At 59.9% G+C, this 12,557-nt stretch carries 13 protein-coding genes; 2 read left to right on the top strand and 11 right to left on the bottom strand.

Going from position 1 to position 12,557, the window contains the following annotated elements; translation table 11 throughout:
* Positions 1–88: 88 nt before the first annotated feature.
* From BLV09_RS27915 to BLV09_RS27905, 3 genes are read right to left on the bottom strand one after another with little or no spacing between them, the layout of a single operon-like run.
* On the bottom strand, positions 89–1,321 hold the full coding sequence (locus tag BLV09_RS27915) for an ABC transporter permease (RefSeq protein WP_100385435.1): 1,233 nt from the start codon (positions 1,319–1,321) through the stop codon (positions 89–91).
* Complete coding sequence (locus BLV09_RS27910; protein ID WP_146689700.1) at positions 1,308–2,039, bottom strand: ABC transporter ATP-binding protein; 732 nt, start codon at positions 2,037–2,039, stop codon at positions 1,308–1,310. The genes BLV09_RS27915 and BLV09_RS27910 overlap by 14 nt, the downstream gene beginning before the upstream one ends.
* A gap of 16 nt (positions 2,040–2,055) precedes the next feature.
* A complete protein-coding gene (locus tag BLV09_RS27905; protein ID WP_146689699.1) occupies positions 2,056–3,417 on the bottom strand; it encodes an efflux RND transporter periplasmic adaptor subunit in 1,362 nt (453 codons plus the stop codon).
* A 143-nt stretch (positions 3,418–3,560) separates the two neighbouring features.
* On the opposite strand from BLV09_RS27905, the gene BLV09_RS37485 reads away from it, so the two are divergent.
* A complete protein-coding gene (locus BLV09_RS37485; RefSeq protein ID WP_167558564.1) occupies positions 3,561–3,797 on the top strand; it encodes a hypothetical protein in 237 nt (78 codons plus the stop codon).
* Here the strand turns inward: BLV09_RS37485 and BLV09_RS27895 are convergent.
* From BLV09_RS27895 to BLV09_RS27885, 3 genes are all read right to left on the bottom strand, one after another.
* On the bottom strand, positions 3,791–4,327 hold the full coding sequence (locus tag BLV09_RS27895; protein ID WP_146689697.1) for a hypothetical protein: 537 nt from the start codon (positions 4,325–4,327) through the stop codon (positions 3,791–3,793). The two genes, BLV09_RS37485 and BLV09_RS27895, sit on opposite strands and share 7 nt — an antisense overlap.
* A gap of 296 nt (positions 4,328–4,623) precedes the next feature.
* Positions 4,624–5,013, bottom strand: a complete 390-nt coding sequence (locus BLV09_RS27890; RefSeq protein WP_197684985.1) for a hypothetical protein — start codon at positions 5,011–5,013, stop codon at positions 4,624–4,626.
* Positions 5,014–5,539: 526 nt separating this feature from the next.
* Entirely contained in the window at positions 5,540–6,472 is a 933-nt protein-coding gene (locus BLV09_RS27885) for a response regulator transcription factor (protein ID WP_244548835.1), read from the bottom strand.
* Positions 6,473–7,488: 1,016 nt separating this feature from the next.
* On the opposite strand from BLV09_RS27885, the gene BLV09_RS27880 reads away from it, so the two are divergent.
* Positions 7,489–7,950 carry a hypothetical protein gene (locus tag BLV09_RS27880; RefSeq protein WP_146689696.1) on the top strand — a complete coding sequence of 154 codons (462 nt, stop codon included), beginning with the start codon at positions 7,489–7,491 and terminating at the stop codon, positions 7,948–7,950.
* A gap of 102 nt (positions 7,951–8,052) precedes the next feature.
* Here the strand turns inward: BLV09_RS27880 and BLV09_RS27875 are convergent, their stop codons facing one another.
* From BLV09_RS27875 to BLV09_RS27855, 5 genes are all read right to left on the bottom strand, one after another.
* A complete protein-coding gene (locus BLV09_RS27875) occupies positions 8,053–8,523 on the bottom strand; it encodes a hypothetical protein (RefSeq protein WP_146689695.1) in 471 nt (156 codons plus the stop codon).
* 146 nt (positions 8,524–8,669) lie between these two features.
* Positions 8,670–9,554, bottom strand: coding sequence for an alpha/beta fold hydrolase (locus BLV09_RS27870; protein ID WP_146689694.1), 885 nt, complete (start codon positions 9,552–9,554; stop codon positions 8,670–8,672).
* A gap of 16 nt (positions 9,555–9,570) precedes the next feature.
* Positions 9,571–10,989 carry a dihydropyrimidinase gene (hydA, locus tag BLV09_RS27865; protein ID WP_146689693.1) on the bottom strand — a complete coding sequence of 473 codons (1,419 nt, stop codon included), beginning with the start codon at positions 10,987–10,989 and terminating at the stop codon, positions 9,571–9,573.
* A complete protein-coding gene (locus BLV09_RS27860) occupies positions 10,989–11,762 on the bottom strand; it encodes an aspartate/glutamate racemase family protein (protein ID WP_146689692.1) in 774 nt (257 codons plus the stop codon). The genes hydA and BLV09_RS27860 overlap by 1 nt, the downstream gene beginning before the upstream one ends.
* A complete protein-coding gene (locus BLV09_RS27855) occupies positions 11,759–12,547 on the bottom strand; it encodes a GntR family transcriptional regulator (RefSeq protein WP_146689691.1) in 789 nt (262 codons plus the stop codon). Before BLV09_RS27855 ends, BLV09_RS27860 begins: the two co-directional genes overlap by 4 nt.
* Between the last annotated feature and the right edge of the window lie 10 nt (positions 12,548–12,557).

Raw genomic sequence — 12,557 nt, 5'->3', positions numbered from 1 at the left:
CCTTTTGCCGAGGAAATTATACCGGCTGGGCTCGCAGGCGGCAAATTGCAGCCGCGTTGACGATCAAGCCATGAACAGGAGAGAGAATCTAATCGCTGCGCAAGGCGATCACGGGCTGAAGGCTCGCCGCCTTCTTGGCGGGATAGTAGCCGAAGAAAACGCCGACGCAGCCGGCAAACGCCACCGCAATCGCGGCTGTCTGGGGTTCCAGAAGAACCCGCCACCCGACGAAGTTCGCCACCGCGATCGCGAGCAAACCACCGAGCATGACGCCGAACACGCCGCCTGCCGTGCAAATCATCGCCGCTTCCAGAATAAACTGCTTCCGAACGTCGCGCGGACGGGCCCCGATGGCCAGCCGCAATCCGATCTCGCGGGTTCGCTCGGTCACGGAGACAAGCATGATGTTCATGATACTGATGCCGCCGACCAGCAGGGAAACAGCGGCAATCGCACCGAGCAGGAACGCGACCGTTCGTGTCGATGCTTTCTGTGCCGCGAGGATCGAGGCGGCGGTCGTGACAATGAAATCCTTGTCATCGTCGTCAGTGATATTGTGGCGTTGATACATCAGCGCGTCGATTTCCTGGATCGCTGTGGTCATGGAGCTTTCGGACTTTGCGCTCGCAAGGATATAGGCGACCGCGTCCCGATTGACCGTATTGGCGCTCCCGATCAACCGCATCATCGCGGTCAGCAACGGAACGAACACGACGTCGTCCTGATTCTGTCCGTCTCCCGCGGTTCCCTTCTCCTTCAGGACGCCAATGACTTCAAAGGGCGTACTGAGAATGCGGACAATCTGGCCCACCGGCTCGTCGTCGCCGAACAGTTTGTGAGCGACGGTCGAGCCGAGCACCAGCACCTTGCCGGCATCCCGTTCGTCATCAGGCGTGAAGAGGCGGCCGGACGCCAAGGTCCAACCGCGTATCGCAAAGTGATCCCGGGTCGTGCCGTTGACGGTGGTTCCCCAATTCAGGCTGCCATGAACAACCTGCGCGGTGCCCGACACGGACGGCGCGGCCACCCGTACCGAGTCGAGTTCGGCCATGGCTTTGGCGTCTTCAATGGTCAACGGCCGGCGAAAATTACCGGCCGAGCGGACGCCGTTCTGGCTGCGAGCGTTCGGATTGACCATCAGGACGTTGGCGCCGAAGGAGCGGATCTGCTCCTGAACCTGGGCTTGCGCGCCGGCGCCGATGGCGGCCATGCTGATCATCGAGCCGACGCCGATGATGATGCCGAGCATGGTCAGGAACGTGCGGAAAGGGTTGGCTCGCATGGCGCCAGCCGCAGCCGATAGATAATCAAGCGGCCTCATGGTGCGGTGTCCCCTGATAGGCAGTCTCGGCCTGTCGTGGCGTGACGGGCTGATCCGATATGATCCTCCCATCGCGAATGGAGATGATCCGGCGCGCCTGCTGCGCGATTTGAACGTCATGGGTGACCATGACGATGGTACGGCCCGCCTGGTTGAGCGCCATCAGGAGCTGCAGGATCTCCCAGCCGGTCGTGGTGTCCAGCGCGCCGGTTGGCTCGTCTGCGAGAATGAGCGGCGGGTCGGTGACGATCGCCCGCGCGATGGCGGTGCGCTGCTGCTCGCCGCCGGAAAGCTGCGACGGCAGATGATCGATGCGGTGAGACAGCTTGACGGCGGTGAGCGCGGCGATAGCCCTGCGTTTTCGTTCGCTGCCAGTAACGCCGGCATACATCAGCGGCAGCTCAACGTTCTTGAGGACCGTTTGACGCGGGAGGAGATGGTAGGCCTGAAAGACAAAGCCGACAAACCGGTTGCGCGTTTGCGCAGCCTGGTCGTCACTGAGCCCTCCGCAGTTCACCCCGTTCAGGTAGAACTGGCCAACGGACGGACGATCCAGCAACCCGATGATATTCATCAAGGTCGATTTTCCGGACCCGGAAGGTCCCAGGATCGCGAGAAATTCTCCGCTGGCGATCGAAAACGACGTCGGATGGAGCGCGGTGACGGTCGTCGACCCCAGCGAATATACTTTGCTGATCTCACGCGCCTCGGCGATCATATTCAAAATCCACCGGCTATCGCACTACATCTTTGTCCGAGCCTTGCGCGTTTTCGCCGATCACGATCCGGTCTGCAGCCTGCAGCTCGTCCGATTTGATGGCGACGTTGGTGCCATTGTCATCGCCTCTGACGACCGAGATACGCCTGGGCTGATGACCGGACCTCAGCACCCAGAGAGATGCCTGACGAGCATTTTTGTCTGATGTCGCGGCAGCTTCGGCTTGCGGACGGAATCTGAGCGCGGCGAGCGGCACCGTCATGGAAGCGGGGGTACGCTCCGTCACGATCTTCGCAAGCACGGTCATCCCCGGCAACAACGCATAATCGGGATTCTCGGTCGTCAATACGACCGTGTAGGTAACGACGTTCTGCAGAACCTGCGGCGCCATCCGGATCTGCCTCACGGTCGCCTCGAACGTTCTTCCCGGAAACGAGTCGACGGTGAATGTCGCGTTTTGCCCGACCTTGATCTTCGCGATGTCGCTTTCGTCGACGCGCGCGTTGATTTCCATGTGGCTGAGATCGCCCGCGATCGTGAACAGGGTCTTGGCCTCGAGGCCGGTTGCCAGAGTCTGCCCTTCGGTGATGCTGCGGCCGACGATGACGCCGTCTACCGGAGACTTGATCTTGGTTCTGTCAAGTTCGGTCAGCGCGGTCTGCAGTTGTGCACTTGCCTTGTCGACGCTGGCACGGAGGCCTCCGATATCGGCCATTGCCCGCTTGATGTCGGCATTCGCGGCATCGATTGCGTTCGCCTGATTGTCGAAGATGACCTGGCTCTCACGCAGTGCTGCATTGGCGGCATCGAGCCGCGATTGCGAATCCTGCACCTCGGTCGCGGGCGCAGCGTTGCGTTCCAGCAGCCACTGTTTGCGCTTGTACTCCCGGTCAGCGACGTCGAACGCAACCTTGGCCCGATCGACCCGTGTGGCGAGCATCGAACGCTCCAGGATCGTCTGTTTCGCCTGAATCCTCGACCGTTCGAGGCGGACTTCGGCAGCCCTGAGATCCGCCCTCGCGCCTTCCAGCGCGGCCTGGCTGGACGCGACGGCCAGTTCAAAGGTCCTGGGATCGAGTTCCGCGAGAACCTGACCCTTGACGATCTTGTCGTTGAAATCGACTTTCAGCTTTGCAATCTGCCCTGAGAGCACCGAGCCGACTTCCACATTAAGCGAGGGGATCAGCGCCCCGGTCGCCATGATGGTCTTGACGACGTCTTCGACCTTTACCGAAGAAGTTACGTAGTCAGGCTCGGAAGATGCGATCCCTGGAAGGCTTGCCAGCATCGTCCCGGTATTCGGGGCGTGCCACCATGATGTCGCCGGCCACGCGACAACCGAGGAGAGGATGAGAGAATTCACCAACAGGATCTTCATGTTGCACTCCAGGCCTTCGTCCTTGCCGGCACAGCGCTGACAACTCGCTTCGGTCTACACAACGGGCACACAAAGCTGCTTGGCTACTTGATGGTCCCGTTCATGCGTTTCTGGCTGTCATTGCCTTTGTTGTCGCCGCTGTGATGATTGCCGTTATTGTCTGTCGTGTTTCGGTTACCGTTGTTATTGCCGCGATTATTGTTGCCGTTGTTATTGCCGCTGTTGCCGTTGCCGTTGAAGTTGCCGATATTCCCGTTGCCATTGCCATTGCCGCTACCGGCCGCAACGACGAGCACTGCGATGGCAATCGCGCCGGCACCGACGAGCGCACGCCTGCTGACGTGATCGTTGCTCGATATGGTGCCAACCGCGGTCAATGATTGAAGCTCCCGTTGAGGTTTCCGTTCAGCGCTCCGATATTGCCGTTGCCGTTGAAGCTGCCGTTCCCGATGCCAACATTGCCGATGCCGTTGAGGTTTCCGTTGTATGAACCGATGTTGCCGTTGCCGTTGAACGTGCCGCCGTTCCCGTTGCCGTTAAATGCGCCATAATTGTTGTTGCCGCTCGTCGAGCTTGAATTTCCAAGCCCGTTGAAGGCGCCAATGTTTCCTGTGCCGCCGTTCATGTATCCGAGATTCCCGTTGGTTTGCGGAACACCAGTGCCATTGCCGTTACCATTGCCGTTGCCGCTTCCGAGGTTGAAGTTGCCGTTGTTGTTGCCGTTAAGGGTTCCAACATTGCCATTGCCATTGCCGTTGCCGTTCCCAATGGCAAACGCCCAGCGCTCCAGTCCGCCTGGTTTGCCTCTCGAATCGGACCCGACGAGGCTTTCAGAATTCCTGGGGATCGCAAGGGTGACGCAAAGCTCCAGGCAAGTGAGAACTGCAAAAGTCATTCTTGTTCGTTTCATTTTCGGCTCCTGAAAGCTGGATCCCTGCGACCTGACTTTAAGGGGCTTTTTGTCAGGACGAGGATATTCCGATTGCGGTATTCTGTAATTCAATTACTCGCACTCGCGCCTGGTCTCAGTCTCTTCTTGAGATTGTACTGCGTGCCGCGTGTTCGATTTTCGGCCAGATACCTCGATGCCACTCTCTTTGAGCACTCCCGGGGGGATCCAAGAATGCCCAAAGGAGAGCAACATCGATAATAGACACTCATCAAAACATACGGTTCGCATTCAATCGACCGCCGCATGTGACAAGATTAGTGGTTGAAGTTTCCGCTGCCGTTGCCGTTGAGCGACCCGAAGTTGCCGTTGCCGTTGGCGTTGCCGTTGAAGGCACCGAAGTTGAAGTTGCCGTTGGCGTTGCCGTTCAAGGAGCCGGCGTTCAGGTTGCCGTTGCCGTTACCGTTCTGGAAACCGAAGTTCGCGTTGCCGTTCAGGTTGCCGTTGGCACTACCGAAGTTGCCGTTTCCGTTCACGTTGCCATTGCCGCTGCCGAAGTTGAAGTTGCCGTTGCCGTTGCCGTTGAACGACCCGAAGTTGCCGTTGCCGTTGGCGTTGCCATTACCGGAACCGATATTGCCGTTGCCGTTGCCGTTGCCGTTTCCAACCGCAAACGCGGAAGCCTGGCTGCTGATGAGAGCGGTCATCAGAGCTGCGAAAACGATTGTCCTGGTCTTAAACATTGCGCGTCTCCTTCGTGCGACGATTGCCCTGGGGGGCGGTTTGTCACCACGCCGACATTGACGTGATGCGCTGATATTCCCGGCGAACGCGGCAACCCGCAAGCTGACCATGCGGACATACAACTATTGATCGAGCAACGTAGAAAACACCAAGCGCCTAAGCCGAAAGAGGTACGGCATGTAGTCCGGCGAGTACTTTTGTCGCAAGATTTCTTACGACAAAAATCGTGTTGCGCGGCACAACACTTTCTGTCTGCGCACGCGACCGACGACGCAACGAAGATACCCGAGGTGAAGATGGAGCGATCGATTGCGATGAAGGATGCTGAAGACGATCGTCCGCAGAACTTGCAGGCGCGAGCCATCGATGGGTCGAAGCCTCGCGGCACTATCGCTTGTCGATTCTAAGCCGAGGAGAGAGAGAGAGAGAGAGAGGCGATATCGCCCATCAGGAACATCACGCCATGGGCGCAATTGTCGGAGGCGAACCTTACGACTCCAGGTGTCTCGAAGAGGTCGTTTTGACCTTCGCGTCAACGGCGGCCGAAAACAATTCGGAGACATTCCCTGAAATCGTGATCGGTTCAAGCTTGTGAACCGTTGCTTTCTGCGGATTCGCGAGCGACCCGTTTGCCAGCATATAGGCGACCTGGGTCCTGTTGCTGGCATGCAATTTGGACATGATATTACGGAGATGGACCTTGACGGTGCTTTCGGCAATGCCGAGTTCGTATGCGATGGCCTTGTTCTGCATGCCCTGGCGCAGATGCGTCAAAAGTGCAATTTCGCGCTTCGTGAAATTCCCGATCGCAGAAAAATCCAGATCGTCAGAAACATCGGTCGTCTCGATGGGGGCATTATGCCGCGGGGGCGTCACCTGATCGGTTTGGAGAAAGATCTTTGTCGTCATGAGCGACCCGCCCACCAAGACGAGATTGATAGCCGCGAGCGCCAGTTTCACGGAAAGGTATCCCTGAACGATCGCGACGAGACCAACGTCCGCCAGTTCGCGTGGCAATTCATGGCCGGAGTGCTCGATCAACGCCATCGCTGGAACACCGGGCATGCAGTCCCGTAATTCATGAGCACGTTTCCGAAGCGCCGTGAGTCCGTCGGGTTCGCTGGAATTCATGGAAATGACGACCAGATTGGCGCCTTCAACCGGAGCTCGCAGCGGATCACTCATCGCGTGGAAAACGGTGTCATATCCGCATTCGTTGAGTGCATTGTTCAGGCAGTCACTGACCAGACCTGGGCGGCTGATCAGCATGAGGCGTCGATCCGACGGCTTGGCGACAGGACCTTGCTGGTACAGCGGTGCGTTGGATGGTTCCCTCAAACCAAAGGTGGGCTGGGACTGGCTAAGTTCATTTTCAAGCGAATGCGTTGTCGCGCGTACGAGATACGGATCGGGCTTCTGCATGACGCCACCCCAAATTTGCTGATCGACGCGATAAATTTAATATCTATGGCCGGCTAACCTTTGTCTCTCCTCCCGAGAACGCCGTGGATCAATTCAATCAAAAAGCTGAAAGCAAATAGACCGCTCTTCTTATCGCTCTCAAACGTGAAGCCAATATTATATTACGTATGTTCGAGCAGCGATCTTTCAGTTCAATTGTGTCGACCGCAACTCGCTTCTGAACTCGGCCTCAGCGCTATCGACGGCAAAAGATAATCTTTCGACCGTCCGTTGAATGTGCTGCGCTTCACAGTCTGTAATTTTTTATTCCCGAATCAATTTTTGCAGCTTGGCGATTGCAATAGAACCGCTCAGATCGCTGCAGCCGCGACAAAAGAGACGTGTTTCACGGACTCTCGCGGCAATAGTGCCGTTAAACCCTACTATGCGAATAATAAAACCGCAATCTTGCCTCGTTGTCGCAACGCGTTCGACACGATTTCTGTCAGCAGCGCTGCCCTACCGGCGGCAGAATGCGGCAAGGTCGCGGCCTGAAATTCTTAGCTCGCACGGTTCCATCGTTCTGTCGGGCAGGTGTTCGTATGCGACAAATTGCCTGACGTTTATCTGTTCGCGCGTTCCTTGCCGGTGAGGACGAAAGGCGTGCGGGAGCAGGATGATCATCATCGGGAAGCGGACCATCACAAGGACCGGTCAAGAGACTTGACCCGTTGTGGCTCTCGGGTTGGCGCCAAGGATGATGGCTCGTATCACGCATGCCGAGCCTTGTGCGGCGACAGCCGACAGCGTCGCTCCAAGCTCGCAACGGGCCGTTCTTTCCTTCCGCTTTTCAGATGCGGAGTTTTCCCACTGATAACGGCGTGACGCGACGGCGAAATGAAGCGCGTGGCGCACGGAGGGGTAATCCGCAATGAACGAACGACGTAGTTCAGGCGTAGCCTTGGGTGCCGATCCCCGGTAAAGGGAGCCATCGCCTTAACCCGGGCAATCGATCGGGTCACGGCTAAGGGGGACCAATGAAGGCAGTTATGATTTTGGGATTGGCTGCGGTGATCCCGCTCGGCGCTATTTCGCCGGCACGCTCCGAGGGAACGCCCGCCAAGGTATTCGCATGCTCGATCGACAAGAAAATGGTTTCCGTGACGAGCGATGGCGGTCAACTTATTTATCATTATGGAACGGCAGGCCACGACGAAATGACGATCGTGGGCGTCCCAAGCGCTGGTAACATCTTCCAGATGACGCAGCGGTACGCCGGAATGGAGTACCAGTTGAGGTTCAAAAACGGCGAATTCAGCTACATCGTCTATGAGGGCGAAGGCAATGCCCGTGTCGGCGCCGCAGGGACCTCTGGTCTCGTGGTGATGCAGGGCGGGCGGCGGATATCGGACAAGTCATGCGCGCGGTTTACGCAGCTTGCTATGCCCGACGACGCTCTTCACATCCCGGCCGATACCGACGCCTACTCGGCAATGTGACCCAAGGCCCGACAATAAGGCCGGCAACGGACGGCGCGCGATAGTGGTGACGCGGGTGGACCGGCGCAGAAGCTAGCCGGTCCACCCGTTGGCGCCGCGAGTTCACATGTTGGAGCAGATCGCCATCGCGCCGGTGCGCGTGCAGGGCAGGTTCTGATCCGGATCGAAGTAATGCACGGTCCCTTTCGGCGGATCGCAGACTTCCGCGCCGCCCATGTTCTGGCAATCCATGCCGTTGTCATGGTCGATGAAATGGCCGGGCTGAACCTTGGCGTCCGAGCTGAAATACGGATCGACTGGCACTTTTGATCGCGTCAGGAAACTGTACTTCCAGCCGTATTGCAGCATGCAGCTGCGATAGCTCGCGGACGGCTTTGCGCTCTGCACGCCGATCGCGCTGTCGCAGGTCGCGGTGTCCACCTGAAGCTGCGCATCGATCTGCGCGTTGCTGAGCGAAGGTTTACGGACATAGTCGTAGTGGGCGGTGTAGTCATACGTCGCCGCGTTGGCCGCCGAAGTGACGACGACGAGCGCGGCGAACAGGGCGATATGTTTGATGGCAACGTATTTCATGGCGACCTCCTTCTTGCAATGAAGGTTGGTCGAGGCCGCCACGCGTGGCGTTCGGCAGGAGCGGATTACAAATTGGCAAGGGTTTTGGGGCGGCCGCCGTCGAAGCGCCCGCTCCGACGGCAGAAATTAACCAGGCACAGGCGCTGTTAATCCTTCATTCCGGTGATGGAGGCGCTGACGGCGCGGGGATCGCGGCTTGGCCAGCGCCCGCTTTCGACCTGGGACAGAAAATCGCCGACGATCCGGTTATACTCATCCGGCTCTTCGATGTTGATGGCATGGCCCGCGTTCGGCATCACCACCAGCGCCGCCGAAGGAATGCTTTGCTTCATCAGGATGCCCGGCAAAAGACATGGCCAGTCCTCGTCACCGGTAATGATGAGAGTAGGCACAGTGACGCGCTTCATGTCATCCACCAGCGTATAAAGCGACGGCCGCTCCTTCTGGACGCCCTGCTGGGTGTTGGCCGATCCGACCGCCGAATGCTCGGCCAGCATCGCCTTGAATTCGGCGTGGCCGCGCGGATCCTTGTTTTCATATTGGACGCGGGTCGGCCCGTAGGCATAGCGTTCGGCAAAGGCCGGCATCCCCTCAGACCGTATCATGCCGGCGATCACGTCGGCTTCCGCCCGGAAGGTTTCGCGCTTGTCGAGTTCGGCGCCGTAACCGCAGCCGCCGATGCATAGCGACAGCGCCCGCTGCGGATGACGCAGCCCGAAATGCAGCGTCGCGAAGCCGCCCATCGACAGTCCAATGATGTGCGCCTGTCGCGCGCCGATATGATCGAGCACGGCGAGGATGTCATCGGCGGCACGGGCCTGCGAATAAGAGGAAACATGCTCCGGCACGTCGGACGGTGGGAAGCCGCGCGCATTGAAGGCGATGGCGCGATACCGTTTTCCGAAATGGCGCGTCTGCGGCTCATAGCTGCGCAAATCGCCCGCGAATTCATGAACCAGGATCACGGGATGGCCCGATCCCGTTTCCTCGAAATACAGGCGCACCCCGTCATCCGTCGTCGCATAAGGCATATTGATCTCCTCCCGTCTATCGTTGTGAAGGGTCGGCGGGCGCTGGCGGCTTGGTCCGCGACAGATAGGCGCCGTAGCCTTTCGCGCCGACGAGAACCCCGTCATCAACCACCACGCGTCCGCGGACCATGGTCAGGACCGGCCAGCCCGTGACATCCAGCCCCTCATACGGGGTGTAGTCCGCACCGTCATGAATGAGGTCGTGGCTGATCGTGACCTTTCGCTTCGGGTCCCACACTACGATGTCGGCGTCCGATCCCACCGCGATCGTTCCCTTGCGCGGATAGAGACCGTAGATCTTGGCGTGATTGGTCGCGGTCAGCGCGACGAAACTGTTGAGGTCGATGCGGCCTTTCACCACTCCTTCCGAAAACAGGATCGGAAGACGTGTCGCCACGCCCGGAATCCCGTTCGGCACCCAGCGGAAGCTGGTGCGCCCCTTGGGCGCGAGCTTGCCCTGCGGATCGTCGTAGCGGAACGGACAATGGTCGGAAGAGAACACCGAGAACACCTTCTGCTGCAAGCCCTCCCAGCACGCCTGCTGGCTCTCGACATCGCGTGGCGGCGGCGAGCAGACATATTTGCTGCCTTCCATATTCAGCCGGTCGAGGTCTTTCTCCGTGAGCACAAGGTATTGCGGGCAGGTCTCCCCCATCACCTTGAGGCCGCGTTGCTGGGCGCGGCGGATTTCCTCCATCGCGCCGCGGTTCGATACGTGCACGATCATGATCGGCACGTCGATGAGTTCGGAAAACGAGATCGCGCGGTGCGTTGCCTCGCGCTCGACCGGAATCGGCCGCGAGGTCGCATGGAAACGCGGCGCGGTATTGCCGGCTTGTTCGAGACGATCGGTCAGAAAGCGGATGGCATCGAAGTTTTCCGCATGCACCATCAGCACCGCGCCGGTTTCGCGCGCCACCGCCATGGTTTCGAGCAGCTCGCGGTCCGACAGCGCCAACCCTTCATAGGTCATGAAGACCTTGAGCGACGTGTAGCCATCCTCCACCAGCGCTGGCAGTTCCTGCCCGAGCACCTGCTCGGTCGGATCGGTCACGATGAGATGGAAGGCCACGTCGACATGACATTCGCCATCCGCCAGCGCGTGGTAGCGCCGCAGCGCCTCGCGCAACGTTTGGCCTTTCTCCTGCAGGCAGAACGGCAGCACCGTGGTGTTGCCGCCAAAGGCCGCCGACCGCGTGCCGGTGGCGAAACCGTCGGCCATGACGATGCCGTCGCCCGAGGGCTGGGCGAAGTGAACGTGGCTGTCGATGCCGCCTGGCAGCACCAGCCGGTCGGTCGCGTCGATGATGGTTTCCGCCGCGCCAAGATCATGTCCCAGGGCCACGATTTTCCCATCGCGGATCCCAATATCGCAAGAAAATGTGTCGGCGGCGGTTGCGATCGTGCCGCTGCGAATGATGGTATCGAACGGCATTAGTGGGTTTCTCCCTTCACATCTGAGCGCCGCCGATGCTCGATCACCGCGGCCAGCGGCTCCGCCAGGCCAACGGTCGGCTTGGGATCCGGACGGCGAAACGTTCCGGCGACGGCCTTGCGCGGCTTGAGGGCAACGAGCGTCTCCGCTTGCCGCACAGCGGCGGCGGTCGGATCGATCACCGGCACCGGAATGCGATGGCTGACCTTGTCGGCGAGGCCAGCCAGCGGCGCGCCGGACAAGATAATGACATCGGCGGCGTCCTGCTCGACGGCGCGGTTCGCCAGCGTCACCAGCAGGTCTTCCTTCTCGGCCTGGACATTAGAAATGGATTGGAACGTGCCGTCGAGCGTGCGTATGCCGGCGCAGCGGGCGTCGAGACCGTGCATGGTGACGCATTCCTGATACCAGGGCGCGAGCGCGCGGGCGAATGTCACGATTGAAAATCGACGGCCCAGCATGCAGGCGGTCAGCATCGCGGCTTCGGCAAGGCCTATGACCGGAATATCGAATAGTTCGCGCGCCCCGAACAGGCCGGGATCGCCGAACGCGGCGATGATAGCGGCATCGACGCTGGAACCAGCCGCGGCCAGCATTTCGAGCGCAATGGCGCCCCCGATCTGCGCTTCGGCTCGGGTGGCAATATAGGGCACGCCGCGCTCGGCCGTCGCCACCACCAGCTCAGTCCCCGGCGAGGCGGCCTTTGCGCCGGCGGCATAGAGCAGGTCGGTCACAGCAGTCGTGGTGTTGGGATTGAGCAACAGGATTTTCACAGCCCGGCCTTTCTCGTGATGATGGCTCGGACGTTGCGCCGCGCTTTCGCGGCGCCAGCATCCTCCGCCTGAACATCCAGCGTATCGGCGACGATATCACCGGTTCGGCGGACATGGTGCCCGAGCAGGCGTCCAGCTCGGTCGGCGTCGCCGTCCTTGAGCGCCGACAAGATCTCCTGATGTTCGCGCACCGATTCATCCCATCGTCCGTCGGCCGACAAGGCGAAGAAGCGCGCGCGCTCCACCCGCGGCAACAATATGTCGTGCGTGGCCTTCAACACGGCATTGCGGGCAAAGCCGACAATGGCGCCGTGGATTTGCTGATTGACCTCGAAATAGTCGCGCAGTTCGCCGCGATCGTGGTGCCATTGGATACGGTCCTGCAGCGCCTCGAGCCGCTCAACATCGCGCGCCACCATCCGTGTCGCGGCGAGCTCGGCGGCGCAGCGTTCGATCCCGCTCACCGCTTCGAACAGTTCGGTAAGTTCGTCACGGCGAAGCGGCGCGACGATGGTGCTCCGGTTGAGCCGAAGCTCGACCAGACCTTCGGATGCCAATTGCTTGAGGGCTTCGCGCAACGGAGTCCGTGAAACCCCGAGTGCGTCGGACAGATCGGTTTCGAGCAATTGCTGTCCCGGCGCAAGATCGCCGCGGACGATCAATAGACGAAGCCGCGCCGCGGCCTGCTCATAGAGGCCGGTTCGCGGCACACGCAGCCGCCGGCGTTGCAGCGCAGTCACATGCCGCCGCCGCTTGGGCTCGGTTCTGGTTTTCGTCTCGGTCACGATCGATATG

It is taken from the genome of Bradyrhizobium canariense, assembly GCF_900105125.1.
Lineage (GTDB): Bacteria > Pseudomonadota > Alphaproteobacteria > Rhizobiales > Xanthobacteraceae > Bradyrhizobium > Bradyrhizobium canariense_A.
Note: the sequence above shows the minus strand (reverse complement) of the source record. Positions and strands in the feature narration are given on the sequence as shown.

Excerpts from the sequence above, each read along its gene's own strand:
- BLV09_RS27910 (WP_146689700.1), bottom strand. The coding sequence starts at position 2,039 with ATGATCGCCGAGGCGCGTGAGATCAGCAAAGTATATTCGCTGGGGTCG.
- BLV09_RS27870 (WP_146689694.1), bottom strand. The coding sequence starts at position 9,554 with ATGCCTTATGCGACGACGGATGACGGGGTGCGCCTGTATTTCGAGGAA.
- BLV09_RS27895 (WP_146689697.1), bottom strand. The coding sequence starts at position 4,327 with ATGAAACGAACAAGAATGACTTTTGCAGTTCTCACTTGCCTGGAGCTT.
- BLV09_RS37485 (WP_167558564.1), top strand. The coding sequence starts at position 3,561 with ATGATTGCCGTTATTGTCTGTCGTGTTTCGGTTACCGTTGTTATTGCC.
- BLV09_RS27905 (WP_146689699.1), bottom strand. The coding sequence starts at position 3,417 with ATGAAGATCCTGTTGGTGAATTCTCTCATCCTCTCCTCGGTTGTCGCG.
- hydA (WP_146689693.1), bottom strand. The coding sequence starts at position 10,989 with ATGCCGTTCGATACCATCATTCGCAGCGGCACGATCGCAACCGCCGCC.
- BLV09_RS27880 (WP_146689696.1), top strand. The coding sequence starts at position 7,489 with ATGAAGGCAGTTATGATTTTGGGATTGGCTGCGGTGATCCCGCTCGGC.
- BLV09_RS27875 (WP_146689695.1), bottom strand. The coding sequence starts at position 8,523 with ATGAAATACGTTGCCATCAAACATATCGCCCTGTTCGCCGCGCTCGTC.
- BLV09_RS27885 (WP_244548835.1), bottom strand. The coding sequence starts at position 6,472 with ATGCAGAAGCCCGATCCGTATCTCGTACGCGCGACAACGCATTCGCTT.
- BLV09_RS27915 (WP_100385435.1), bottom strand. The coding sequence starts at position 1,321 with ATGAGGCCGCTTGATTATCTATCGGCTGCGGCTGGCGCCATGCGAGCC.
- BLV09_RS27890 (WP_197684985.1), bottom strand. The coding sequence starts at position 5,013 with ATGACCGCTCTCATCAGCAGCCAGGCTTCCGCGTTTGCGGTTGGAAAC.